Origin of the sequence: Pseudaestuariivita atlantica, assembly GCF_001205715.1 — a bacterium.
GTDB lineage: Bacteria > Pseudomonadota > Alphaproteobacteria > Rhodobacterales > Rhodobacteraceae > Pseudaestuariivita > Pseudaestuariivita atlantica.
In genome coordinates this window covers 417,553-439,354 of record NZ_AQQZ01000004.1, presented here as the reverse complement: position 1 = coordinate 439,354, position 21,802 = coordinate 417,553, and the positions used below count along the sequence as shown (strand labels likewise).

Below are 21,802 nucleotides of genomic sequence, written 5' to 3'. Positions count from 1 at the left end.
CACCAGCGTTTTCACAGGCTGCGTTCCATCATGATGTGGTCGATTCCGGCATCGTCGAACACCTCACCAAACCGGTGGTATCCCAGCCGTTCGTAGAAGCTGATCGCGCTGAGTTGCGCGCCAAGGATCGTGCGGGTCGCGCCCTGCGCCGCGGCGAGGTGCTGGCAGGCGTGGATCAGTTGCGCCCCGATCCCCTGCCCGCGATGCTCTTTCAACACGGCGACGCGCCCGATCTTGGCGGTGGTGCCGTAGGGAATGATCCGCGCGGCCCCAACGGGTTCGTCTTCCACTGTGGCGAGGACATGCAGCGCGTCGGTCGTGTCGTGCTCGTCCGGCTCCAGTTCCGGCGGCACGCCCTGTTCATCGACGAACACGGTGCGGCGGATGGCCCAGCAGGTGTCGACATCGTCGGTCTGCATCAGGGCCAGAGTCATGCGAACCAGTCCCGCAGGGCGCGGGTGTAGATGCCCTTGAGCTGGTGGATATGAGCGACCTCCACATGTTCGTCGACCTTGTGCATCGACTGGCCGACAAGGCCGCACTCGATCACCGGGCAATGCGCCTGGATGAACCGCGCGTCCGAGGTGCCGCCCGAGGTGCTGAGTTCGGGCGTGCGGTTGGTTTCCGCCTGCACGGCGGCGACGATCAGGTCGGAGAACGGGCCCGGCTGGGTGATGAAGCTTTCGCCGCTGATCTTGATCTGCACGTTGATTGCGACCCCGAAGGCGGTGGCGACCTCTACCGCCTCGGTGCGCAGCCAGTCGGACAGGTCCGCCCCGGAATGGGCATCGTTGAACCGGATGTTCACGCAGGACGTGCATTGCGCCGGGATCACGTTGTTGGCGGGGTTGCCGGTGTCGATGGTCACGACGGCCAGTGTCGAGGGGTCGAAGTGGTCGGTGCCGGTGTCCAGTTCGTGCGAGGCGAGCCGATCCATCAGCCGAACCATAGCGGGCAGCGGGTTGTTGGCGCGGTGGGGATAGGCGGAATGGCCCTGCGTGCCGGTCACGGTGAACCACGCCGACATCGACCCGCGCCGCCCGATCTTGAGCATCTCTCCCATCTCGGACGGGCAGGTTGGTTCGCCTACAAGGCAGACGCTCATCGCCTCGCCCGCCTGCTCCATGTGGTCCAGCAGCGCGACGGTGCCGTCGGTGGCATCGCCTTCCTCGTCACCCGTTATGGCGATCAGGATCGCCCCGTCGGGCGGTGTATCCGTGACGAAATCGATGGCGGCCGCGACGAAGGCCGCGACGCCCGATTTCATGTCACAGGCGCCCCGGCCATACATCGTCCCGCCTTCGACCTCGGCCCCGAAAGGGGCGTGGGTCCAGTCGGCCTCGTCCCCGATGGGTACGACGTCGGTATGGCCGTTGAAGCCGAAGGTGCGGGGGTGGGCCTTGTCGCCCCAGCGGGCCAGCAGGTTGCGGATGCCGCCCCGGTCAACCCATGTGAGTTCGAACCCGGCGGCGGCGAGCGGTTCGGCGATCACGTCCAGCGCGCCTGCATCGGCGGGCGTGACGGACGGGCAGCGGATCAGCGCGGCGGTCAGTGCGGCGGGATCAGTCGTCATCGTCCTCGGCCTCCAGCGGGGTGAAGAACGGCTCCATCTGCGCGACGATCACGGCGTTTTCGTCCAGCGCGCGGGTCATCAGGGCGCGTTCCTCGTCGGGGATCTCCTCCCCGGCCGCAAGACGATCATCCAGCGTGCCGTGGCCTGTCACGTCCAGCGGCGCCAGATCGGCCTGCTTCAGGATGGCGACGGTTTCGCGCACCGCCTCTGCCTCGTCCACGCCCGAGGCATAGCAGACAAGGCCGGCACCGGTGGCGCCGTCGGGCAGGCCATCGCCCGCCTTGCGGCCGACCTGCACGACAAGAGTGTAGACGGAATGGGTTCTGGTCATGCGCCACAGGTGACGGGTGCCGGGGGTGGGGTCAACCCCCCGGCACCCGGTGCCGCGCGGTCCGCTCAAGGGGATGAAGGCGGCGCGCGGCAGGTGGTCGGCGCGTCAGGGACGGCCGAGGAAATCGGAACTGACGGTGCCCTTGAAGCAGCGGGGGAAGAACGGGAACGTATCGGTCGCGAAATAGGCGTAGGTTCCGGCAGAGGTCATCGCGCCATTGCACTGGTCGAGGTTGCCGGACCCGGCGACGTTTTCCCAATCCTGTTCGAACGCGCCGTCATATGTGCCGAAGGGCGCGGTAGGGCGCTTGCCGGATTTCAGGCGCCACGACGACTGCGCCGCGTCCCCGACATAGTGGATTTCGAACCCGTCCGCGGCGTACCCGATCAGCGTGCCCTCCGTGCCGTCAAGGAATGCGGGCGAGGCGGCGTGGTAGTGATAAAGCCCGCGGTTGTCGGGATGGCCAAAGGCCGCGTCGATACCCAGCGCGTCGGCGGAGCCCATGCCTTCAAGCCGCCAGCCGCTGGACGGGTCACGCGAAAAGCCGCGCGGGCTGGATCCGTCATACCAATCGGCGGTGCCGGGCCGGAACAGGATGCCGCTGACCGAGATGCCCGAGGCGTTTGTCCGCTCGGTGATCCTGCCGGTCAGGTCCGGGGTCGCGTCCACGCAATAGGTGATGGATTGCGCGACCACCCGGTTGGGCGAATTGGCGTTCGGGAAGCTGCCGGTCTGGTGTGTCGGTGTCGCGTCGGAGGTGATGCAGCGCTCTCCGCCCGAGACCTCTTCGCTGGCCGACCCGATGGTCATCGCGGTGGCGGCGGTCATGATAAGCGATCCGGCTATGGCCATGTTGATCAGGACTTGCATGCATGTCTCCCTTCGCAGTCTCGCAGGGTGACACGCGCGGGGCCGGACGTTCCGTCGCAGAAAGTTCAGAAATCCGTGGACCCGCCCAGCGCGCGCAGGGCGTCCTGGCGGTCCACCCGGCCATCCGAGACCAGCACCTGCGCGGCATCTGTCATGCTGACAAAACCCTCCCGCGCCGCCGCGCGCGCAAGGGTGGCCGGATCGACCGCGTCCTCGATCACACCGGCAAAACCGGACGAGACGCGCAACAGTTCGGACACGACCGTGCGCCCGGAACGGCCGGTCTCCCCGCAGGTGGCGCATCCCGAACCGTTGCACGCCGTGCAGGTTGTCCGCACGAGCCGCTGTGACAGGACCCCGCGCAGCGTCGCGGCCAGCAGGTAGGCGGGCACGCCAAGGTCCATCAGGCGCGGGATCGCGGCGATGCTGTCGTTGGTGTGGATCGTCGACAGCACCATCCGCCCGACAAGCGCCGCGCGTACCGCGATCTCGGCGGTTTCCTCGTCGCGGATCTCGCCGACCATGATGACGTCGGGATCCTGCCGCAGGATCGCGCGCAGGGCGTTGGCAAAGGTCATGTCGATGGCCGGTTCCACCTGCACCTGGTTCACGCCGGGCAGCGAGAACTCGATCGGGTCCTCGACCGTCAGGATCTTGCGGTCGTCGCTGTTGAGGCCCGACAGCGCGGTGTAAAGCGTCGTCGTCTTGCCGCTGCCCGTGGGTCCGGCGACAAGGAAGATGCCGTTCGGTTCCGCCACCATCCCGGCGATCTCGGCCGCGCGCGCGGCGGGGAAGCCCAGCGCGTCCCACGACAGCGCCACGCGCGACCGGTCCAGCAGGCGCAACACGACGCTTTCACCGAATTGAGTGGGCAGGGTCGACAGGCGAATGTCGATTTCGCGGCCCCGCACCGCCATCCGCGCGCGCCCGTCCTGCGGACGCCGCTTTTCCGAGATGTTCAGGCCCGACATGACCTTGAGCCGCGACACGAGCGCCGCGCGCTGGCTGTCGGGAACCGTCTGGCGGGTGTGCAGAACGCCGTCGATGCGGAAGCGGATCAGCGCGGCGCGTTCGCCCGCCTCGACATGGATGTCGGACGCGCCCTCGCCCACCGCGCGGGCGACGATATCGGCGACCAGCTTGATCACCGGGCCGTCATTGGCCATCTGCCGCAACCGTTCGAGATCGGTCTCGGCCACGTCGGCCTGCGGGGCGTTCTCTTCGGCTTCCAGTCCGTGCAGGGCCGCCTTGATCGACGAGGGTGGCGCGATGGCCATGTCGACCGGCCGATCGAGGTGGAACCCGATGGATTGCACCGTCTCGGCACCGCGCGGATCGGACGTGGCGACCAGCAACCGCCCCCCGACATCGCGCACCGGCATCACCTCGGCCCGCGCGAGGAATTCCGGAGATAGCGAAAGCGCGCGGGCGTGGTCGCTGTCGAATTCCGCAGACGACACGAAGGGCAGGCCGACATGCCGCGCAAGCGCGCCGAACAGGTCGTCTTCGGGCAAAAGCCCGAATTCGAGAAGCGTGCGTTCGATCGGCGTGCCGGTTTGCGCACTCGCCCGCGCGGCGCGTTCGGCGGCCTCGGCCGATACGTGTCCTTCGCGCGTAAGTAGTGTCAGAAATCCGCGTTCGTCCATGACGATATGCCTGTTGCCAAAAAGTCGTGCCTTGGAACAAGGCTCTATCATTTAAGGACTTACTGGAATAGATTGTTGAAAAACTAGGCAGGTAAAAACCTGCCATTCGGGCGGTAACATGACTGAACTTCGGGAAACGCATGCACGGGGCGGACCGGTGTCGCGGGGACAATCCGCGCTTCCGGGATGGCTTGGTGCTTTGTTCCTTGGGCGGCCATTGGCCCGCCGGATGCGCGTCGTGCCGGACGGCAAACCGCGCCGCAGGACGATCCCGAAGGCGCTGTTGACCGGGGAAGGCCCGCAGGTGCGCGGGCGGCGGATGCACCGCGTGATCGACCTTGTCGTGCCACCCGACCTTGTTCTGAAACGAACCGTCACAGCGCCGGCGACGGCGCGCGGCAAGCTGGAAGAACTGGCCCTGCTGGACCTGCGGCGTCGCACGCCTTTCGGGCCCGAGGACGTGCACTGGACGCTCGACCCGCCGCACGTGGCGGGCGACACGCTGACGGCGACGCAATGGGTGGCCAAGCGGGCCGACGTCGCCGCGTGGCGCGAGCGGCTGGAAGAGGCGGGCTACCGCCTGCGCAAGCTGGTGGTCGAGGGCGCGTCCGGATCGCGGACCATCGCGGACTTCACCCGCCAGATCGCGCCGGGGGCGCAGCGGGTCATCGGACTGAACCTCGCGCTTGCGCTGATCGCCGCCGGGGCGGCAACGTTCGGCTGGCTTTACCCGGCTTGGGAGGCGCAGCGCCAGGCCACCCGCATCGAAACCGAGATCGCGCGCTTGCGCAGCGATACGCTCGACCTGCGCAAGGACGTGCAGGCCCTGCGCGCGCAGGATGCCGAACGGTCCGCCTTCTGGGATGCGATCACCGACCGCCCGATCCTCGTGGACACCTTGCGCGCCGTGACCGACGCCTTGCCGGACGAGGCGTGGATCGACACGCTGACCTACCAGCCCGACCGCGCCGTCCTGACAGGGGAAACCGGCGGGACGGCGGCGGACCTCGTTCTGCGGCTGAACGCGCGCGACCGGTTCGACAACACCCGCCTCAGCGGGGCGGTGTCGCGCACCTCGGAAGGTGCGGAGCGGTTCCAGATCAGCCTTGATCTGAGGGCGGTCAGATGATGTCTCGCGGTCTCTTGGTCGGGATCGCGGTTGCCGCGCTGGGCATCGCGGGCTGGATCGGGCTGGGCGCGCCGCTGGCGGACTGGCGGGAGGATGCTCTGGCGGGCCGGGCAACGGCGCTGGAAGACCTGCGCGAGATGCATGCCCGCGCGGCGGCATTGAAGGCGGATCATGCGGCCCTGTCCCGGACCGACGCGCTGCCCCTGATGTGGCGCGCGGACCAGATGGGCGAGGCGACCGCGCAAATTCAGGCGACGCTGTCGAAGGCGGCCAGTGACGGCGGTGTCAGCCTGCGGTCGATCAGCCCCAATCCCGCCCGCGACATGGACCTTGCGCAGGCGGCGGGTTTCAACCTCGAACTCGAGGCGACGCTCGACCAGCTGGCCGCCTTCCTGTCGACCATCGAACATCACGCGCCCGCGCTCCTGGTCGAACAGGCGATGTTGCGGCGGCTGGTGCCCACGGCGGGGCAGGCCCCGCAACCGCTGCTGTTCGCACGGATCGAGATTGCCGCGCCCGTGATGCTGACCGGTGAGGATCGGCCATGATGAGCAGGGTGCTTGCCGGTCTCGGGACGCTCTGCCTTGCGCTGCTTGCAGGCGCGGCCAGCCTTTGGGCGCACAACGTGACCCAACGCCAGCCCCCCCTGCCCGACCTTGCCAACCTGTCCGCCGAGGCGGAATTGGCCGCAACCGGGCAGGAGAGCGACAGGGCAACCGCGCGCAGGCGGCCTGCCACAGGCGATTACGACGCGATCCTCGAACGCCCGCTATTCGCCCCGACCCGCCGCCCGGTGGTCATCGCGGCGTTGCCAGAACCGGAACCGGACCTGACCACCCAGCTTGCCGCGCCCGAGGCCCCGGCGCCGGTGATACGGCTGCGCGGCGTGATCGGCGCGACGGGCGGCAACCGCGCGCTTGTCACGGTCGATGGCGCGGATGGCGGCTGGCTGACCGAAGGCACAGAGGTCAGCGGCTGGACGGTAACCGGCATCGGCCCCGACTGGCTGGACATCTCGCGCGGAGAGATCCGCAAGCGCATAGACCTTTACGAGCGGTGAACGCATGACCCTTGCCCCGATCGCCAGATTCCTGAGCGCCTTTCTTGCGCTGGCCTTGCTTGCCGCTTGCGGCGACGCGCCGGAAGTGTCCCGCGGCACGGCACCCCTGCTGGCCAACAGCGCGCAGGCCGATGGCGGGTCGGTGCGCGCGGGCGCGGGTGCGATCCGGGCCGGTTTGAACGGGCCCGGACCGGAACGCCGCCGCCTCGGGACCGACAGTTTCCTCGGGGCCGAGGTCACCCGGCCCGACCTTGTCGAGATGTCCGAGGACGGCGCCTTCACGCTGAACCTCGTCGACGTCCCGATCGAGGCCGCGGCAAGGGCCGTGCTGGGCGATGCGCTGGGACGCAACTACACGATCAAACCCGGTGTGAACGGCACGGTCACCCTGCAGACCACGCGGCCCTTGTCGGAAAAGGCGCTGCTGGAAACCTTCCAGACGGTGCTGGAAATCAACGGCGCGGCGCTGCAACCGGGCCCCGACATGATCACCATCGCGCCCGCGCGCGGCGCGGCGAAACGGATCACCCGGTCGAACAGCGCCGCGCAGCTGGGATCGCGCGTGGTCGCCGTCCCGCTGAGTTACATCGGCACCGCCGAAATGGTGCGCCTGCTTGAGCCGATCATCGGGGAGACCGTGGGCCTGCAACCCATCGCCAAGCGCAACATCCTGCTGATCTCGGGCGCGCGGGACGAAATCAACGCCGCCATCGACGCGGTCAACCTGTTCGATGTCGACGTGCTGAAGGGCAAGTCGGTCGGTATCTACCGCCTGAAGGCCGCCGAACCGGAAGCCGTGGTGGACGAGTTGAACCTGATCTTCGAGACCGGAGAAGGCGGGTCGTTGCAGAACGTCGTGTCGTTCATCCCGTCGAAACGGCTGGCGGCGGTGATCGTGGTGTCCTCGCGCTCGAAATACCTGATCGAGGCCGAACGCTGGATCCGCGACCTCGACAAGACCGCCGGCGGGACCAAGCGGCGCCCGACCGTCTATGCCCTGCAGCACCGCAGCGCCGAGAAACTGGCGCCGATCCTTGCCGAGATGATCGACGACGTGGTCGAGGACGACATCAACCCGACCGAGGGCCGGCCGAGGGTCGTGGCCGACGACACCAAGAACGCGATCATCGTCTGGGGCAACGATTCCGAACAGGATAACTTCTCGCGCCTGATACACACGCTCGACACCGTGCCCGTGCAGGTGCTGCTGGAAGCGACGATTGCCGAGGTGTCGCTGAACGACGAGTTGAATTTCGGCCTGCGCTGGTTCTTCGAGAACGGGGACCTGAAGGGCACCTTCTCGGACGCGAGCACTGGTGCCGTGGCATCGGCCTTCCCCGGTCTCAGCTTCCTGTTCCAGGGCTCGTCCTCGGCGGTGGCGCTGAACGCGCTGGCGTCGGTCACGGATGTGAACGTGGTGTCCTCGCCGTCGCTCCTGGTGCTCGACAACCAGGAGGCGGTCCTGCAGATCGGGGACGAGGTGCCCATCGCGACCCAGCAGGTGCGCGACACGACCGACCCGGCGGCGCCGGTCGTCAACACGATCTCGTTCCGCGATACGGGCATCATCCTGCGGGTGAAGCCGCGCGTGTCGCGCACAGGTCAGGTGATCCTTGATATCGAGCAGGAAGTGTCCAGCGTGTCGAACACGACGACCTCGGGGATCGACAGCCCGACCATCTCGCAACGGCGGATCGAAACCAACGTCGTGGTGACCGACGGGCAGACCATCGCGTTGGGCGGGCTGATCGAGGAATCGCGCAACCGGACCAATACCAAGGTGCCGGGCGCGGGCGACGTGCCGATCCTCGGCACCCTGTTCCGCAATCGGCGCGACACGGTGGGTCGGACCGAGCTTTTGGTCCTGATCACGCCGCGCGTTGTCAGGGACGGACATGAATCGCGACGGATCACCTCGGAACTGCGGTCGCGCATCACCGGGGCAAACGGGTTGATCCAGACAGGCATTGCAGTGGAGTCGACCGGCCACCGCATCATTGACTAGGCCGCGCCACGCGGGGCACGACAGGCGCAGGGGGAACGATGCCGCGATTTGCCTACAGCGCCTATGCGACCGACGGCTCGATCGAGACGGGCGAGGTGTCGGCGGCATCCGATGTCGCGGCGCTTGACCAGCTGGCCGCGCGCGGGCTGACGCCCGTTTCGCTGAAACAGGGCGGATCGGCGGTGCCGTGGTACCGGCGCGACATTTCCCTGACGGGCCGTCCACCGGCAGCGAAACCGCAGGTTCTGGCAGAGGCGTTCCGGGCGCTGTCCTCCCTGTTGCTGGTCAACTTCCCGCTGCCCCGCGCGCTGGATTTCGCGGCCCATTCGACGCCTGATCCCGCCATGCGCCGGGCGCTGGAACGGGTCGGGCAATCGGTGGCCGACGGGCAGAAGCTGGCCGACGCCATGGCCGAGGAAGGCACGACCTTTCCGGCGCGGCTTGTGACGATGGTCGGGATCGGGGAGGCCGCCAACACGCTGCCGCAGGTCACCGGACGCATCGCCGAGACCCTGACAGCCGAGGTCACGCAACGGCGCGAACTGCGCGCGGCGCTGGTCTACCCGGCGATCCTGATCGTGATGTCGGCGCTGGTTCTTGGCGTGCTCGTGTTCTTCCTCGCCCCGACGCTGGTGCCCGTCTTCGCCTCGTCCGGCACGCCGCCGCCCGCCGTGCTACGCGCCATGATCGGGCTGCGGGACGTGCTGAGCGATGACTGGCCGGTGATCCTTGCCGCGGTTGCGGGGGGTGGGCTGCTGCTGCGATGGCTGTGGCCGCGACTGCGCCACCGCGCCGCGCCGGTTCTGCTGCGCCTGCCGGTGATCGGGCCCTACCAGCGGCAGGTCAACACGCTGGAGGCGGCGCAGACGATGGCGCTGATGCTGGGCAGCGGCGCGACGCTGGTGCAGGCGCTGCGCACGGCGCACGACACCGCCACCCACCCGGCCTACCGCGCGTTGCTGGAGCAGGCGGAGACCACGATCACAGGGGGCGGCACCCTGTCATCCGTCCTGTCGGCCAGCCCCCTGATCGACCCGATGGCTGCCGCGCTGATCGAGGCGGGTGAGGAAACCGACCGGCTTGCCCCGGTTCTGGACCAGTTGAGCGACGAGTTGCGCGACCGCACCCGCCGCACGCTGGCGCAGGCGATCCGGCTGGTGACGCCGGTTCTGACGCTGGCGATCGGGCTGATCGTCGGCGCGGTCATCCTGTCGACCGTATCCGCGATCATGACGCTGAACGATGTCGCCCTCTGACCGGATCCGCCTGTCACGGTCCGCCGGCATCAGCCTGCTGGAGATGCTGGTCGTGCTGGGCATCCTCGGCGCGATCATGGCCATCGCGATCACCAACCTGCGCCCGCCGCCATCGCGCCTGACGCTCGAAGGACGGGCGGCGGACCTTCTGCGCGAGGCGGCGATCCTGCGCGGGACGGCGATTGAACTGGGGCAGACCATGTCGCTGCAGGTACCCGGCTGCGATGCGGCGGACCACGCGGTGCAGTTCTTCGCCGACGGAACGGCGCGCGGGGCGGATGCCTGCCTGATCGAAAGAGGGCGGGTCGTGAGACTGCGGGTGAAGCCGGTGCTGGGACGGCTCACCATCGTCGAGGACGCGGAATGACGCGGCGGCGGGCCGGATATTCGCTGTTCGAGGTGCTTCTGGCCTTCGCCATCATGGCGCTGGTCCTTGCCGCGCTTTTGCCGGGACAGGCGCGGTTGCTGAACCGCAACGAGGCCTCGGTGCGGAGCGGTCTGGCGATGGACCTCGCCCTGTCGCACCTCGCCCTTATGGGCGTGGCCGAGCCGCTGACCGTCGGGGAAACGCGCCAGCGCCACGGCGCGTGGACGGTCACGCGCGCGGTCGTGCCGCAAGGGCGCATCACCGGCACCGATACCGATCTTGTCGCGGTGACGGTCACCGTCGCCGACGCGCGCGGGCGGACCCTGGCCAGCCTCGGCGAAGTGCGGGTGGCCGGGCCATGACACCGCGCAGCGGCCTTGGGCTCTTTGAACTTCTCGTCGCCCTTGCCCTGCTAGCGATGATCGCGGCGGGGCTGGCCGGCAGCCTGACGCTCGCCATCGGGCTGTTCGACCGGACGAGCGTGACGCAGGATGACGCGATGCTGGCCACGCGGACCCGGTTGCGCGGTTGGCTGGCAACCGCGGCCCCGCCGACGCGGCTGGTCCCCTTTCCGGCGAGGTTCATCGGGGTCGAGGACGGGTTCAGCTTTGTCACCGTGTCTGACACGCCCTTTGCCCCCGATGCCACCGCGCTGCGCGTCGCCGTGCAGGTCACCGACGACACCTTGCGGCTGACAGCGACGGCGCTGGACGATACCGGCAACGTCATGGACACGTGGACGACGCTTGTACCCGTCACCATCCCGCTGAGCGTGAGCTATTTCGACGAGACGCGCGAGCCCGCCCGCTGGCGCGCGCGCTGGACGCGGCAGGCCGCGCTGCCCTCGCTGGTGCGGATCGCACCCGCCTCGCCACGCGATGCCGGGGAGGACTGGCCGGAATTCGTGGCGCGCACGGTCCTGAGGTAAACGGGGCGCCGCGCCGTGCGTCAGCGCAGTTCCAGCACCACGTCGGAAATCGCCCCGAAGGCAACGATGCCAAGCGCGCGCTCGGGCGCGCCGTCGATCACGGCCAGAACCCGGAAGGTCGTGTCGGTGGGTGGAGCGATCCACGCGCGGTCGAGCGATAGGGCAAGGTCCGCGCGCGTTCCTGATCGCCCCGCCAGCACTTCCAGAACCTCGATCGGGGCGGCGTCCGGATCGATGCCTTGCCGGCCCGACACAACGGTTGCGACCCTGCTGACAACCGCCATGGCCTCGTCCGAGGCGCCGACGATGCGCCGGAAATCCGCCACGCGCTGCAGCCTTGTCATGGGTTCTCGCGCGGCAGCAAAGGCCGCGACCCGGTCGACCGGTAAATCCGATGCCTCAGCCAACCGGCGCAGCATGTCGGCAGGTGCCGTGTTCAGGTCGATCAGCCCCGCAACGTCCCTTAGGTACAGCGTGACCCGCGCGTCACCCCATTGCAGGTCGAGCGGCTGATCGAAGGGGACCTTCCCCGGCCCGGTCCCAAAGGTCTTGAGCGCGATGTCGACAAGCGATTGCGTCCGGTGCGCGTACCGGGCGAGCGTCAGGTCCGCGAAGGCCAGCCGCTGACCTGCCACAAGCCGCGCACTTGCCACCGCGAACAGGAGCGTGATGATGGCCAGCATCGACAGCACGACCACGAGGGCAAAGCCCGAGCGGCGGGACGGACGGGGCGAAGACGCGCGCATGACGCAAGGCTATCAACCGCGGGAGGGGATGCAAGCGATGCGGCTGGCGGTGCTGCCGGTGGCGCATGCCGCCATCTATGCCGCGCTTTGGTGGACGAGCCCCCTTCCACCGCCATCCCTTGTCGCGCTGGCCGTGGCGGGGGTGCTGATCTGGATCAGTTGCATCGACATCCAGCGGTTCGAGATCCCCGATACCGGCGCGGTCGCGCTGGCGGTTCTGGCGGCGTTGGCATTGCCTTGGGCGGACCGGGTGGCTTTGGCTTCCCATCTGATTGCCGCTGCCGTCTGGCCGCTCTTGTTCCTTGCCGTCGCAACAGGTTTCCGGTGGCTGAAAGGGTATGACGGCCTCGGCCTTGGCGACGTGAAACTGATGATCGGGATCGGCCTGCTGTGCGGGCTGGGCGGGACGGTCTTTGTCGTGCTGTTCGCCGCGCTTGCCGCGATCCTGTTCCTGCTGGTCGCGTCTCTCAAAGGGTCCGGCACGTCGATGCGCCCGGACAATTCCGCAGTTGCATTTGGACCTTTCCTTTGTCTTTCTGCATGGGGCATCTGGGTTTGGGGAACGTTCGAATGATCAGGCCAAGAGGCGACCGGACAGGGCCGCGCAGCGGGATCACGATCCTCGAAGTGCTGATCGTTCTGGCCGTGATCGCGATGATCGCCGCCGTGGTGGGACCGCGCCTGATCGGCTATCTCGGCCGCGCCAAGAGCGAAACCGCCCAGCTTCAGATCCAGCAGATCGGCAACGCGTTGCAGCTCTTCTACATCGACACCGGCCGTTATCCGACCAATGCCGAGGGGCTGGCGGTGCTGATGACCGCGCCTGCCGGGGACGTGACGTGGTCGGGGCCCTACCTCGACAGTGCCGAGGCGCTGAGCGATCCCTGGGGACGTGCCTATGTCTATGCCGAACCGTCCGATGACGGGTCACCGGGCATCACGTCGCTTGGGCGTGATGGCGTGCGCGGTGGAACCGGCGAAGACCGCGACCTGTCGCTCAACTGACCGCCTGCCTCATCCCGTCGCGGGCAGGCAGGCGGTCGCCCGGTCGACATATGGCGACAGAACCCCGTCATCGGCGATGCGCCGTGCAAGGGGCGTCGCCATCGGCGTGCTGCGCATGGCGGACAGCATCGCGCCCACCGAGGCATCCGCCGCCGTCATGCGCGACCCGAACAGGAAGGGCTGGCCGTCCAGCATCCGCGCCAGCGCCACCAGATCGGCATCCACCCGCGCCAGCCGGTCCTCGGCAGAGAACCTGCCAAGGCCTTGCACATTCAACCCCTTCAGGATGTCGCGGCGCAGACCGCCCGCGACGAGATGCCGGACGACCGGCGGGATGGATCCGAAGTAGGTGTCGCGGATGGTCGGCCAGACATCGTCGTTGCCCCAGCGATCGAGCATCAGGATGAAATACATGTGCTCTTCCGCCATGCGGATGACGGCGCGCGATGCGGCCTTGTCGCGCGGGCTAAGGCCGGGATCGAACTCCGCGCCCTGCGCTTCCAGCCATGCGCGGATGTTGTCACTGTCCGCGATCACCTCCGGCCCCGCACGCAGGACGGGCAGTTTCCCGTACCGCGTCTTGCGCGGGTCGCTCACGTCCTCGCGCTGCCACGGCTGGCCCGACATCTGCAGGAGCAGCGCCGCCTTGACGCAAAAGGGGCTGGGGCTGAATTCGCCAAGGGCGGCGGGGTAGGTCAGAAGCTTGAGCATGAGGCGGGCCGGGGCTGTTTTCAGGTGTCGTGACCGTAAGCGTAGGTCATGACAGATTTTGTCAGCAATCCATGGTATCCCTGACCCATGTCCAGAACCGCACGCCTTTTCCACCTGATGCAGACGATGCGCGGCATGGCGCCGCCCGTGACGGCCGAAGCCCTGTCAGATGCCCTGTCCGTCTCCCCGCGCACGATCTATCGCGACGTGGACACGTTGCGCAGTCTTGGCGCGGTGATCGACGGGGCGGCGGGATACGGGTTCACGCTGGTCGAAGACAACGCGATCCCGCCGCAATCCTTCTCCGACGACGAGCTTGAGGCGCTGGTTCTGGGCCTGCGCGAGGTAGAGGTGACGGCGGAGCCCGTCCTCGCCGCCGCCGCTGCCGGCGCGCTTGCCAAGCTGCAGGCTCGGTTGCCCGACCGGCAGGCGCACAGGCTGAAACACGCCGTCCTGCATGCGCGCCGGTTCAGCCCGATCCCCGAACCCAAGGTCGACACCGCCGCCCTGCGGCAGGCCACGTGGGACGAACGGCGCGTGCGGTTCGCCTATACAGACAAGGAAGGCGCCGAAACCGTGCGCGAGGTCGACCCGCTGGGCATCGTGCATTTCGACGCATCGCACTGCCTGATCGCGTGGTGCCACCTGCGCAAAGACTACCGCGTGTTCCGGCTGGACCGACTGCGCGAGTTGCAGATCACCGATACCAGTTTCCGGCCCAACCGCGTGCCGATGCTGCGCACCTACATGGAGGCGCTGGCGGCGCATTGCTGACGGGGCGGGTCCATGGGCCCGGCCCTTTCGAACCGCCGGATCGCGCGGTAGGGTCGGCGTACAAGGCGGGAACAGGGCCGCCGGGTGGTGGAGCAGCGACATGCGGTGGATGCGGGCAGTATCAGCGATCGTTCTGGCGGGCGTCGGATCGGCGGGCATGGCCGCGCCCGATGGATCGGTGCGCCCGAAGACCCGCGATGGCGGGATCACGCTCGCGGCCCTCGCCACCGCGCCCAACGCCTCCTTGCGCCCGGTTCTGCGCCCGGCGCCCGCTGAGACACGGGTCAGCACGACCCACGATGCCGGGCTACGCCAGTGGGTCGCGGCGTTCCGGTCGCGGGCTCTGGCCGAGGGCATTTCGGCACGGGTCTATGACAACGCTATGGCGAGCGTGCGGTATGTAGCCGACGTGGTGCGCCGCGACCGCAACCAGTCGGAATTCACCAAGACGATCTGGGATTACCTCGACACCGCCGTTTCGGACCACCGCATTCGCAACGGCAAGGCCGCGCTGAAAAAGCATCGCGCGCTTCTGGACCGGGTCGAAAAGCGGTTCGGCGTGGACCGCGAGATCGTCGTGGCGATCTGGGGGCTGGAATCGGCCTATGGCGCGGTGCGCGGCAAGACGGACGTGATGTCGGCCATGGCGACGCTGGCCTATGACGCGCGCCGCGCCGCGTTTTTCGAGGCGCAGGTTCTTGCCGCGCTGAAGATCCTGCAGGACGGCCACACGACGCCGGCGCGGCTGAAGGGGTCGTGGGCGGGCGCGATGGGGCATACTCAGTTCATGCCGACTTCGTGGCGCGATCACGCGGTCGATTTCAACGGGGACGGTCGGCGCGACATCTGGGGCGATGACCCGACCGACGCGCTGGCGTCGACCGCGGCGTATCTCAAGGCCAATGGATGGCGAACCGGCCAGCCATGGGGCGTCGAGGTCCGGGTGCCCGACGGTTTCGACTATGCGAGCGCGCGGCGGGAGAACACCAGGATGCCCAGCGCCTGGGCGCGGCTGGGTGTGGTGGCGATGGACGGGCGCGCGGTGCCGGATCACGGGCGCGCATCGGTCCTGCTGCCCGCCGGGCATCAGGGCGCCGCGTTCCTCGTCTTCGACAATTTCGAGGTGCTGGAAAGCTACAACACCGCCGACGCCTACGTGATCGGTGTCGGGCACCTGGCCGACCGGATCACGGGCGGTGGGCCCATCCGGGGCGACTGGCCCCGGCAGGATCGCGCGCTGACCTATGACGAGCGGATCGAGTTGCAGACCCGACTGACCGCCGCCGGGTTCGACACCCGCAAGATCGACGCGCGCATCGGGCCGCTGACCATCGCGGCGGTCCGCGCGTATCAGCAATCCAAGGGCTGGGTACCGGACGGATACGCCTCGCTTAACGTGCTGAAGTCGTTGAGGTAGCCAACCCCGTTCAAAGCCATGGCGCCAGTGCGTCATCCGTGATCCGCCTGAGGCGGGCGCGCTTTGCATCGTCGCCCACGTCCGGATGATGCGGACGGGGTTCGTCTTCGGCGAACAGCACACCGGTGACGTCCTTGAATTTCGACGACGCTACAAGGCGTACGATACGATCGGCCCCCACCTCGGGTGGGGACGCCATGATGCGCATCACGCCCAACATCACCTTTTCCGCACCCGTCAGATTACGCAAAAGGTTCGAGCGGATGTACCCCGGATGTTGCAGGTTCACCGTCACGCCCCGACCCTTCAACTCCTGCGCAAGGTCGAACGAGAACATTTCGAGCGCCAGCTTTGATGCCGCGTAACTCTCGGTCAGGCCCAGGTCCGGTTCACGCTCCATCTCGTCGAGATCAAGGCCGTCCAGATAGGATGTGTCAGTGGACAGATTGACGATCCGCGCGGGGGCCGATGAGACAACCCGATCAAGCAGGAGACGGGTCAGGAGAACCGGCGCGAGGTAGTTGACGGACCAGTTCATGGCGAAACCGTCTCGGGCTGGCTTCGTGCTCATGGCATTGACCCCGGCACAGTTCACCAGCGCGTCGATACGCGGGACAGAGGCGCGGATTCTTTGCGCACATTCCTTGACGCTTTGCATCGTCGCGAGGTCGCATTGTTCGAACTGCGCAGTCCCGCTCCCGCCGGATGCATCAAGTTCTTTAAGGATCACGGATCCCTTTGCCGGATCGCGCCCGAGGATCACAAGGTTCGCACCCATGGCATGCAGCATGTCGACGGCAACCCGTCCCATGCCATCGGTCCCGCCGGTGAACACGATGGTCTTACCGGACAGGTCACGATCTGCCACGGGCACCGCGTGTCGGGGATCGGGTGCGCGGTGCTGCGGCGTGAAGAGTTTCAGGGCGATGCGGGTCTTCTTGCTCAAGAGCGGCACTGGCAGTGGTCCTTCGGCAGACAGGCGGAACGCATGTCATTTTGACATTTATTGTTTGAATGTAAAGTTGACGATCTTTGTCCATTTGTCAAAATGGCGTCCATGAGCAGTTCCGAGAAAGAGATCCTCGACGCGGCGTTGCAGATGTTTTCCCGTTATGGCGTCAGACGCACCAGCATGGGCGATCTCGCGAAGACGGCGGGGATCAGCCGCCAGACGCTTTACAACGCGTTCCGAAACAAGGACGACATCCTGCGCGCCCTGATCCGCGCTTTCACCGACGATGCCATCCGCGGGATCGAGGCAGAGATCGGGACTGTGAAAAACCTCGGCGATGCCCTTGATATCGTCTTTGACAAGATGGTTCTGGCGGGATTCGACCTTGTGCTGGACACGCCGAATGCGCAGGACTTGGTCGATGGCTTCAATGCGTCAGGGCAGGAAGAAATGACCCGCGCCGCTGAGCGGTTCCGCGACGTGATCGAACGCATACTGATCCCTCACGAGGCCGCTTTGAAGGAAGCGGGCCTGACACCGGTGGCCTTGTCGGATTTCATCCAGCGGTCCGCCAAGGCGGCAAGTAACACGGCGCGGGATCGTGAACATCTTGCAAGGCAGCTGGAAACGCTGAAACGGTTGTGCCTTGCGACGGTAGATGCGTGAGCGTTCAGTCGCCCAGCTTGGCGTGAACCTCGTCGAGGTCGATCTCGCCGATGGGCATCTTGTTGCCCGGATTCTCGAAGTCGTATTTGAACAGGTCGAAATCGCGGTGGTAGATTTCGTACACGAGGTGCATCGACAGGTCGTCGAAGTAATCCTCCACCGGGTGGGCGCGCTTGGGTCCGTGCCCCTCGCTTTCGTTGAAGCGCGGGATCTTGGCGAGGTCGACGGGATGGGCAACCTCGATCCGGTCGAGGACCTGCTGCATGCCGTCGTTGAACGCCTCGGTCCAGAATATCTTGTCGTACTTGCCGCCGTTCACGATGAAGGTCGAGATATGGCCCGACATCGCGGACCAGTGGATGTCCGGCTCCATCGGGCGCTTCCAGCGGATGGTGTCGCGCGCGAACAGCAGGAAGCGGCGGAACGACTTGATCTGGTCGAATTCGGCCTTGCCGTCGGGGCCGCCCACCTCGATCCCGTATTTCTGGATCAAGAGCGGGACAAGGTTGCCGCGATACCGTTTGCCGTTGCGCTGGATGCCGCAGATCTTGTCGAAGAACGACGACAGGATGCGGGTGTAGGGGTTGCGGACGCAGGTGAAGGCATAGCTTGAATGCGTTTTCACGTTGGCGCTGATGACCGGCTGGCTGACGTCCAGCGACCACTTGTGCAGGCCGTCCTTGGCGTCGTGAATGTCCCCGTCGAAGAAGCGCCCGTGATCGGAATAGAACATGATCTGGCCGATGGTCGAACAGGCGCATTTGGGTACCACGCGGTACACCACGCTCTCGCTCTCGGTCATCCAGGTGCCTGGAAAGCCCATGCCTGCCATCCTCCTCGGCGCAAAACCCCGCGCCACCAAGCATCCGATTGCGTCACAATTGTGGTTCGCTTGTGAACGACTTTATTTTCGGGTGAATGCCTGTTTATTCAGTCTGCATTCACGACTATCAAAGTAAACAATACAGGTAAACACGCGCTTTCGGTTCTCAAATGGCAAAAATTGCCTTCATCCTGCTGTGTCACAAAGACCCAGAGGCCATCATCAAGCAGGCGCAGCGGCTGACCGCGGCGGGCGATTACATGTCCATCCATTTCGACGCGCGCGCGGCGCCGTCGGCCTATGCCCGGATCCGCAAGGCGCTCGCCGACAACGACAACGTCACCTTCGCGCGCAAACGGATCCGTTGCGGGTGGGGGGAATGGTCGCTGGTGCAGGCGACGCTCAACGCGATCGAGGCGGCGGCGGACGCCTTTCCGCGCGCCACCCATTTCTACATGCTGTCGGGTGACTGCATGCCGATCAAGTCGGCGGAGTATATCCACGACTTCCTCGGCAACCACGACCGCGACTTCATCGAAAGCTTCGACTATTTCGAAAGCGACTGGATCAAGACCGGCTGGCGCGAGGAGCGGCTGATCTATCGCCACTTCTTCAACGAACGCGAACAGAAGAAGCTGTTCTATGCGTCGTACAACCTTCAGAAGCGGTTCAACCTGACCCGCAAAGTGCCCGAGGACATCCAGGTGATGATCGGGTCGCAATGGTGGTGTCTGCGGCGGCGCACGATCGAGTGGATCCTCGATTTCGTCAAACGCCGCCGTGACGTGATCCGGTTCTTCCGCACGACGTGGATCCCGGACGAGACGTTCTTCCAGACCGTCGTGCGCCACCTCGTGCCGGGGCACGAGATCGAAAGCCGCACGCTGACCTTCCTTTTGTTTTCGGATTACGGGATGCCGGTGACGTTCTACAACGATCACTACGACCTGCTGCTGAGCCAGGACTACCTGTTCGCGCGCAAGATCAGCCCCGAGGCGAAGGAACTGAAACGGCGGCTCGGGGTGCTGTATTCCTCGGAAGGAACGGAGTTCCAGATCTCGAACGAGGGGGCGAGCCTTTACAAGTTCCTGTCCGGGCGCGGGCGCATCGGCCGGCGGTTCACGATGCGGTTCTGGGAGAGCGAGGCGAGCCTCGGCCACGAACGTGAGTTGCTGATCGTCGTGTGCAAGAAGTGGCACGTGGCCAAGCGGTTGCTGGAGCGGATCCGGCAGGTCACGAACGTACCGTGCGTGGAATACCTGTTCAGCGAGGCCGATACCGACCTGCCGGACCTCGGCGGTATCCAGGCCACGATGAACAAGCGCCACCGTCACCGGCGCGCGCTGATGCGGATGCTGTTCGAGTATTACGACACCGACCGGATGATCATCTGCCTCGATCCCGCGAACCTCGACCTGATGCAGGATTTCTGCGGCGACCGGGCCTCGACCAAGCTGCTGGAGATCGAGTGCCACTTCTCGGACGAATACCTGATCGGCCACGCCCAGCGCGTCGGACTGGCCGGCAAACGTACCCCGCGCGAGACGATCGACCGGCTGATGCCGACCATCCGGCACGACCTGGTGTTCGAAAGCGACCGCATCCGCGAGGCCGACTTTCCCGGCCACCTGCGCATCCGCGAAAGCAATCCGGTCGACCTGAATGTCGATCCGCTGATGGAGTTCCTGTCGATCTCCCGTGACCAGGCGCATCACATCGCCAGCGCCGACCACCTGTTCACCGATTGAGGATCACGCCGATGCACGACTATGACGATCAGAACATCTTTGCGAAGATCCTGCGGGGGGAGATCCCGAACGACACGGTTCTGGAGACAGAGCACAGCCTTGCCTTCCGGGATATCCAGCCTCAGGCTCCGGTGCACGTGCTGGTGATCCCGAAGGGGCCTTACGTAGATTACGATCATTTCGCGAGTGCGGCGTCGGATGCCGAGATCGTCGATTTCACCCGCGCCGTGGGCGAGGTGTGCCGGCAGGAAGGCGTGCAGGAAGACGGCTTCCGCCTGATTTCCAACGCCGGGCCGCACGGCGTGCAGGAAGTGCCGCATCTGCATGTGCATGTCGTCGGCGGTCGTCGCCTTGGCCGGATGCTGCAGCCTTCCTGACCGGGGGTCGGCTGACGAGCAGCCGACCTACAATTACCGTGCACGATTGAATGTAGGTCGTGGTGATTTCACCCGACCTGCCGATTGACGGCGGCGGAACATTCGCCAATAACCGGCGCACTGCCAGAGGATGCCTGACCATGTCGACCGACGCGCCTGAAACCCGGATCGTGGATGCCTATCGCGTGGCCTGTGATGGCGGCGAGGGCGCGCTGGGCCATCCCCGCGTGTGGCTGCAGATCCCGCAGACGGTGGGCTGGGTCGAGTGCCCCTATTGCGACGCGAAGCTCGTACATCGCGATTTCGAGGGCAAGGTCTGACGAATCGGCCCGATTTGCGGGCTGAAGCCGCAGGAGCCTCCGGCGGACATAATTAGCAAAGAGAAGAAGGGGACAGGGCGAGTGTGCCGTGCCCCCGTGGTGTGTCAGCTGGCGTCGCGGCGTTCGCGCAGGGCGTCGGCGATGCGGCGGGGTTCGGGGTTGCCGCCGGGCTTGGCGGGCCAGCCTTCGCGTTGCCGCGACCGGTCGCCATCGTGTTCGTCGGTCTGGTCGTGGAACAGGACCACGCGCGTGGGGTAGGGCATGTCGATCCCGGCCTTGTCGAGCGCCTGGTAGACCTGCTGGATCACGCGCCCGTAGATATGCACCACGTCGGCGCGTTCGGGAGCCGTCCACCAACGCAGGCGGATGGTGTTGCCGTCCATCGCCATGTCCCACGGGATGGTTTCGGGGGCGGGATCGGAGAGGACGCCTTTGACGCTGGCGCAGGTCTCTTCCATGATCCTGCGGGCTTCGTCCCAGTCGTCGTTGCACCCGATCATGATGTCGTACTGGCTGCGGCGTTTTTCGAAGGCGGTGTTGACCACGACGGCATCGGTGTAGATGTCGGCGTTGGGGATCACCACGCGGCGGCCATCGTAGGTCTTGATCAGCGTGGCGCGGGTTTCGATCTTTTCGACGGTGCCTTCGTGGCCGCCGGACACGATCTGGTCCCCCACCTCGAACGGTTGGCGCAGGAGGATCAGGATGCCTGCGAGCATGTTCTGCAGGATATCCTTGAACGCGAAGCCGATGGCGACGGAGCCGATCCCGAGGCTGGCGAAGAGGTCGGCGGGGGTGACCGAGGGTGCGACGATGGTCACCGCGAGCATCACGCCGATGATCGTGATCGTCCAGCGCACGAGGCTGCCGCCCACGTCGCCGAGGTTGCCCCGGTCACGATTCTTCGCGCTGCGGCGAATCAGGCCTCCGACGATGCGGCCGAGGATCCAGAACAGGACCAGCACCACCAGCGCCAGCCCGATATTCGGCAGGAGCCGGAAGAACCCGTCGATCCATGCATCGAGTTTTTCAAAAATGTTGCCGACATCGGCATCGACCTGGTCCAGTCCGGTTTCGTTTTCCATTGGGTCCTCGGCA

The 21,802-nt window shown here is 66.4% G+C and carries 27 protein-coding genes; 17 read left to right on the top strand and 10 right to left on the bottom strand.

Going from position 1 to position 21,802, the window contains the following annotated elements:
- Positions 1-11 precede the first annotated feature (11 nt).
- The 5 genes from ATO11_RS11500 to ATO11_RS11480 all read right to left on the bottom strand — a co-directional run bounded on the left by ATO11_RS11500 (position 12) and on the right by ATO11_RS11480 (position 4,420).
- Positions 12-434: a GNAT family N-acetyltransferase gene (locus ATO11_RS11500; RefSeq protein ID WP_050530999.1), complete on the bottom strand. Its 423-nt coding sequence runs from the start codon at positions 432-434 to the stop codon at positions 12-14.
- Positions 431-1,573, bottom strand: a complete 1,143-nt coding sequence (dapE, locus tag ATO11_RS11495) for a succinyl-diaminopimelate desuccinylase (RefSeq protein WP_050530998.1) — start codon at positions 1,571-1,573, stop codon at positions 431-433. The genes ATO11_RS11500 and dapE overlap by 4 nt, the downstream gene beginning before the upstream one ends.
- Positions 1,563-1,904, bottom strand: a complete 342-nt coding sequence (locus tag ATO11_RS11490) for a hypothetical protein (protein WP_050530997.1) — start codon at positions 1,902-1,904, stop codon at positions 1,563-1,565. The genes dapE and ATO11_RS11490 overlap by 11 nt, the downstream gene beginning before the upstream one ends.
- A gap of 105 nt (positions 1,905-2,009) precedes the next feature.
- Positions 2,010-2,774: a YHYH protein gene (locus tag ATO11_RS11485; protein WP_050530996.1), complete on the bottom strand. Its 765-nt coding sequence runs from the start codon at positions 2,772-2,774 to the stop codon at positions 2,010-2,012.
- A gap of 65 nt (positions 2,775-2,839) precedes the next feature.
- Positions 2,840-4,420, bottom strand: a complete 1,581-nt coding sequence (locus tag ATO11_RS11480) for a GspE/PulE family protein (protein WP_050530995.1) — start codon at positions 4,418-4,420, stop codon at positions 2,840-2,842.
- 118 nt (positions 4,421-4,538) lie between these two features.
- Here ATO11_RS11480 and ATO11_RS11475 point away from each other — a divergent pair, with 118 nt between their 5' ends.
- Genes ATO11_RS11475 through ATO11_RS11440 form a run of 8 tightly spaced genes read left to right on the top strand, consistent with a single transcriptional unit; the run spans position 4,539 to position 11,165 of the window.
- The gene (locus ATO11_RS11475; protein WP_082176271.1) at positions 4,539-5,549 is read left to right on the top strand and encodes a PilN domain-containing protein; all 1,011 of its coding nucleotides are present in this window, start codon (positions 4,539-4,541) and stop codon (positions 5,547-5,549) included.
- Positions 5,546-6,097 carry a type II secretion system protein GspM gene (gspM, locus tag ATO11_RS11470; protein ID WP_082176270.1) on the top strand — a complete coding sequence of 184 codons (552 nt, stop codon included), beginning with the start codon at positions 5,546-5,548 and terminating at the stop codon, positions 6,095-6,097. The genes ATO11_RS11475 and gspM overlap by 4 nt, the downstream gene beginning before the upstream one ends.
- Complete coding sequence (locus ATO11_RS11465) at positions 6,097-6,609, top strand: hypothetical protein (RefSeq protein WP_134643102.1); 513 nt, start codon at positions 6,097-6,099, stop codon at positions 6,607-6,609. The genes gspM and ATO11_RS11465 overlap by 1 nt, the downstream gene beginning before the upstream one ends.
- Positions 6,610-6,613: 4 nt before the next feature.
- Entirely contained in the window at positions 6,614-8,614 is a 2,001-nt protein-coding gene (gene gspD / locus ATO11_RS11460; RefSeq protein WP_050530991.1) for a type II secretion system secretin GspD, read from the top strand.
- Between the two features lie 38 nt (positions 8,615-8,652).
- Positions 8,653-9,870 carry a type II secretion system F family protein gene (locus ATO11_RS11455; RefSeq protein WP_050530990.1) on the top strand — a complete coding sequence of 406 codons (1,218 nt, stop codon included), beginning with the start codon at positions 8,653-8,655 and terminating at the stop codon, positions 9,868-9,870.
- Positions 9,857-10,237, top strand: coding sequence for a pilus assembly FimT family protein (locus ATO11_RS11450; protein WP_050530989.1), 381 nt, complete (start codon positions 9,857-9,859; stop codon positions 10,235-10,237). Before ATO11_RS11455 ends, ATO11_RS11450 begins: the two co-directional genes overlap by 14 nt.
- Positions 10,234-10,599, top strand: a complete 366-nt coding sequence (locus ATO11_RS11445) for a type IV pilus modification PilV family protein (RefSeq protein ID WP_050530988.1) — start codon at positions 10,234-10,236, stop codon at positions 10,597-10,599. Before ATO11_RS11450 ends, ATO11_RS11445 begins: the two co-directional genes overlap by 4 nt.
- Entirely contained in the window at positions 10,596-11,165 is a 570-nt protein-coding gene (locus tag ATO11_RS11440; protein ID WP_050530987.1) for a hypothetical protein, read from the top strand. The genes ATO11_RS11445 and ATO11_RS11440 overlap by 4 nt, the downstream gene beginning before the upstream one ends.
- Before the next feature lie 20 nt (positions 11,166-11,185).
- On the opposite strand, the gene ATO11_RS11435 is transcribed toward ATO11_RS11440, so the two are convergent.
- Positions 11,186-11,911: a hypothetical protein gene (locus ATO11_RS11435; RefSeq protein ID WP_165586964.1), complete on the bottom strand. Its 726-nt coding sequence runs from the start codon at positions 11,909-11,911 to the stop codon at positions 11,186-11,188.
- Here ATO11_RS11435 and ATO11_RS11430 point away from each other — a divergent pair.
- Complete coding sequence (locus ATO11_RS11430) at positions 11,910-12,485, top strand: prepilin peptidase (protein WP_165586963.1); 576 nt, start codon at positions 11,910-11,912, stop codon at positions 12,483-12,485. The two genes, ATO11_RS11435 and ATO11_RS11430, sit on opposite strands and share 2 nt — an antisense overlap.
- Positions 12,482-12,916 carry a type II secretion system major pseudopilin GspG gene (gspG, locus tag ATO11_RS11425; protein ID WP_050530984.1) on the top strand — a complete coding sequence of 145 codons (435 nt, stop codon included), beginning with the start codon at positions 12,482-12,484 and terminating at the stop codon, positions 12,914-12,916. The genes ATO11_RS11430 and gspG overlap by 4 nt, the downstream gene beginning before the upstream one ends.
- A gap of 9 nt (positions 12,917-12,925) precedes the next feature.
- On the opposite strand, the gene ATO11_RS11420 is transcribed toward gspG, so the two are convergent.
- Positions 12,926-13,627, bottom strand: coding sequence for a glutathione S-transferase family protein (locus ATO11_RS11420; RefSeq protein ID WP_050530983.1), 702 nt, complete (start codon positions 13,625-13,627; stop codon positions 12,926-12,928).
- 87 nt (positions 13,628-13,714) lie between these two features.
- Between ATO11_RS11420 and ATO11_RS11415 the strand changes: the two genes are divergently transcribed.
- Both ATO11_RS11415 and ATO11_RS11410 read left to right on the top strand, forming a co-directional pair.
- The gene (locus tag ATO11_RS11415; RefSeq protein WP_050530982.1) at positions 13,715-14,401 is read left to right on the top strand and encodes a helix-turn-helix transcriptional regulator; all 687 of its coding nucleotides are present in this window, start codon (positions 13,715-13,717) and stop codon (positions 14,399-14,401) included.
- A 109-nt stretch (positions 14,402-14,510) separates the two neighbouring features.
- Positions 14,511-15,818 carry a lytic murein transglycosylase gene (locus tag ATO11_RS11410; protein WP_423212706.1) on the top strand — a complete coding sequence of 436 codons (1,308 nt, stop codon included), beginning with the start codon at positions 14,511-14,513 and terminating at the stop codon, positions 15,816-15,818.
- Positions 15,819-15,828: 10 nt separating this feature from the next.
- On the opposite strand, the gene ATO11_RS11405 is transcribed toward ATO11_RS11410, so the two are convergent.
- Entirely contained in the window at positions 15,829-16,608 is a 780-nt protein-coding gene (locus tag ATO11_RS11405; protein ID WP_207382961.1) for an SDR family NAD(P)-dependent oxidoreductase, read from the bottom strand.
- On the opposite strand from ATO11_RS11405, the gene ATO11_RS22310 reads away from it, so the two are divergent.
- Both ATO11_RS22310 and ATO11_RS11400 read left to right on the top strand, forming a co-directional pair.
- On the top strand, positions 16,600-16,818 hold the full coding sequence (locus ATO11_RS22310) for a hypothetical protein (RefSeq protein ID WP_207382960.1): 219 nt from the start codon (positions 16,600-16,602) through the stop codon (positions 16,816-16,818). The genes ATO11_RS11405 and ATO11_RS22310 overlap by 9 nt on opposite strands.
- Before the next feature lie 57 nt (positions 16,819-16,875).
- Entirely contained in the window at positions 16,876-17,436 is a 561-nt protein-coding gene (locus ATO11_RS11400) for a TetR/AcrR family transcriptional regulator (protein WP_082176267.1), read from the top strand.
- A 4-nt stretch (positions 17,437-17,440) separates the two neighbouring features.
- Here ATO11_RS11400 and ATO11_RS11395 read toward each other — a convergent pair whose 3' ends face one another.
- The gene (locus ATO11_RS11395) at positions 17,441-18,259 is read right to left on the bottom strand and encodes a sulfotransferase family protein (RefSeq protein ID WP_050530979.1); all 819 of its coding nucleotides are present in this window, start codon (positions 18,257-18,259) and stop codon (positions 17,441-17,443) included.
- A 170-nt stretch (positions 18,260-18,429) separates the two neighbouring features.
- Between ATO11_RS11395 and ATO11_RS11390 the strand changes: the two genes are divergently transcribed.
- The 3 genes from ATO11_RS11390 to ATO11_RS11380 all read left to right on the top strand — a co-directional run bounded on the left by ATO11_RS11390 (position 18,430) and on the right by ATO11_RS11380 (position 20,704).
- Positions 18,430-20,007, top strand: coding sequence for a DUF5928 domain-containing protein (locus ATO11_RS11390; protein ID WP_050530978.1), 1,578 nt, complete (start codon positions 18,430-18,432; stop codon positions 20,005-20,007).
- Between the two features lie 11 nt (positions 20,008-20,018).
- The gene (locus ATO11_RS11385) at positions 20,019-20,384 is read left to right on the top strand and encodes a histidine triad nucleotide-binding protein (RefSeq protein ID WP_050530977.1); all 366 of its coding nucleotides are present in this window, start codon (positions 20,019-20,021) and stop codon (positions 20,382-20,384) included.
- A 140-nt stretch (positions 20,385-20,524) separates the two neighbouring features.
- A complete protein-coding gene (locus ATO11_RS11380) occupies positions 20,525-20,704 on the top strand; it encodes a zinc-finger domain-containing protein (protein ID WP_050530976.1) in 180 nt (59 codons plus the stop codon).
- Positions 20,705-20,808: 104 nt separating this feature from the next.
- Here ATO11_RS11380 and ATO11_RS11375 read toward each other — a convergent pair whose 3' ends face one another.
- The gene (locus tag ATO11_RS11375) at positions 20,809-21,789 is read right to left on the bottom strand and encodes a mechanosensitive ion channel family protein (protein WP_050530975.1); all 981 of its coding nucleotides are present in this window, start codon (positions 21,787-21,789) and stop codon (positions 20,809-20,811) included.
- Positions 21,790-21,802 lie beyond the last annotated feature (13 nt).

What these genes read in the sequence shown, in the direction of transcription:
- ATO11_RS22310 (WP_207382960.1), top strand. Translation starts at nt 16,600, where the DNA reads ATGCAGCATGTCGACGGCAACCCGTCCCATGCCATCGGTCCCGCCGGT.
- ATO11_RS11485 (WP_050530996.1), bottom strand. Translation starts at nt 2,774, where the DNA reads ATGCAAGTCCTGATCAACATGGCCATAGCCGGATCGCTTATCATGACC.
- ATO11_RS11430 (WP_165586963.1), top strand. Translation starts at nt 11,910, where the DNA reads ATGACGCAAGGCTATCAACCGCGGGAGGGGATGCAAGCGATGCGGCTG.
- ATO11_RS11455 (WP_050530990.1), top strand. Translation starts at nt 8,653, where the DNA reads ATGCCGCGATTTGCCTACAGCGCCTATGCGACCGACGGCTCGATCGAG.
- ATO11_RS11500 (WP_050530999.1), bottom strand. Translation starts at nt 434, where the DNA reads ATGACTCTGGCCCTGATGCAGACCGACGATGTCGACACCTGCTGGGCC.
- ATO11_RS11475 (WP_082176271.1), top strand. Translation starts at nt 4,539, where the DNA reads ATGACTGAACTTCGGGAAACGCATGCACGGGGCGGACCGGTGTCGCGG.
- ATO11_RS11480 (WP_050530995.1), bottom strand. Translation starts at nt 4,420, where the DNA reads ATGGACGAACGCGGATTTCTGACACTACTTACGCGCGAAGGACACGTA.
- ATO11_RS11420 (WP_050530983.1), bottom strand. Translation starts at nt 13,627, where the DNA reads ATGCTCAAGCTTCTGACCTACCCCGCCGCCCTTGGCGAATTCAGCCCC.
- ATO11_RS11450 (WP_050530989.1), top strand. Translation starts at nt 9,857, where the DNA reads ATGTCGCCCTCTGACCGGATCCGCCTGTCACGGTCCGCCGGCATCAGC.
- dapE (WP_050530998.1), bottom strand. Translation starts at nt 1,573, where the DNA reads ATGACGACTGATCCCGCCGCACTGACCGCCGCGCTGATCCGCTGCCCG.
- ATO11_RS11465 (WP_134643102.1), top strand. Translation starts at nt 6,097, where the DNA reads ATGAGCAGGGTGCTTGCCGGTCTCGGGACGCTCTGCCTTGCGCTGCTT.
- gspM (WP_082176270.1), top strand. Translation starts at nt 5,546, where the DNA reads ATGATGTCTCGCGGTCTCTTGGTCGGGATCGCGGTTGCCGCGCTGGGC.
- ATO11_RS11435 (WP_165586964.1), bottom strand. Translation starts at nt 11,911, where the DNA reads ATGCGCGCGTCTTCGCCCCGTCCGTCCCGCCGCTCGGGCTTTGCCCTC.
- ATO11_RS11380 (WP_050530976.1), top strand. Translation starts at nt 20,525, where the DNA reads ATGTCGACCGACGCGCCTGAAACCCGGATCGTGGATGCCTATCGCGTG.
- ATO11_RS11375 (WP_050530975.1), bottom strand. Translation starts at nt 21,789, where the DNA reads ATGGAAAACGAAACCGGACTGGACCAGGTCGATGCCGATGTCGGCAAC.
- ATO11_RS11440 (WP_050530987.1), top strand. Translation starts at nt 10,596, where the DNA reads ATGACACCGCGCAGCGGCCTTGGGCTCTTTGAACTTCTCGTCGCCCTT.
- ATO11_RS11410 (WP_423212706.1), top strand. Translation starts at nt 14,511, where the DNA reads ATGCGGGCAGTATCAGCGATCGTTCTGGCGGGCGTCGGATCGGCGGGC.
- ATO11_RS11385 (WP_050530977.1), top strand. Translation starts at nt 20,019, where the DNA reads ATGCACGACTATGACGATCAGAACATCTTTGCGAAGATCCTGCGGGGG.
- ATO11_RS11395 (WP_050530979.1), bottom strand. Translation starts at nt 18,259, where the DNA reads ATGGGCTTTCCAGGCACCTGGATGACCGAGAGCGAGAGCGTGGTGTAC.
- ATO11_RS11445 (WP_050530988.1), top strand. Translation starts at nt 10,234, where the DNA reads ATGACGCGGCGGCGGGCCGGATATTCGCTGTTCGAGGTGCTTCTGGCC.
- ATO11_RS11390 (WP_050530978.1), top strand. Translation starts at nt 18,430, where the DNA reads ATGGCAAAAATTGCCTTCATCCTGCTGTGTCACAAAGACCCAGAGGCC.
- ATO11_RS11405 (WP_207382961.1), bottom strand. Translation starts at nt 16,608, where the DNA reads ATGCTGCATGCCATGGGTGCGAACCTTGTGATCCTCGGGCGCGATCCG.
- ATO11_RS11415 (WP_050530982.1), top strand. Translation starts at nt 13,715, where the DNA reads ATGTCCAGAACCGCACGCCTTTTCCACCTGATGCAGACGATGCGCGGC.
- gspD (WP_050530991.1), top strand. Translation starts at nt 6,614, where the DNA reads ATGACCCTTGCCCCGATCGCCAGATTCCTGAGCGCCTTTCTTGCGCTG.
- ATO11_RS11400 (WP_082176267.1), top strand. Translation starts at nt 16,876, where the DNA reads ATGAGCAGTTCCGAGAAAGAGATCCTCGACGCGGCGTTGCAGATGTTT.
- gspG (WP_050530984.1), top strand. Translation starts at nt 12,482, where the DNA reads ATGATCAGGCCAAGAGGCGACCGGACAGGGCCGCGCAGCGGGATCACG.
- ATO11_RS11490 (WP_050530997.1), bottom strand. Translation starts at nt 1,904, where the DNA reads ATGACCAGAACCCATTCCGTCTACACTCTTGTCGTGCAGGTCGGCCGC.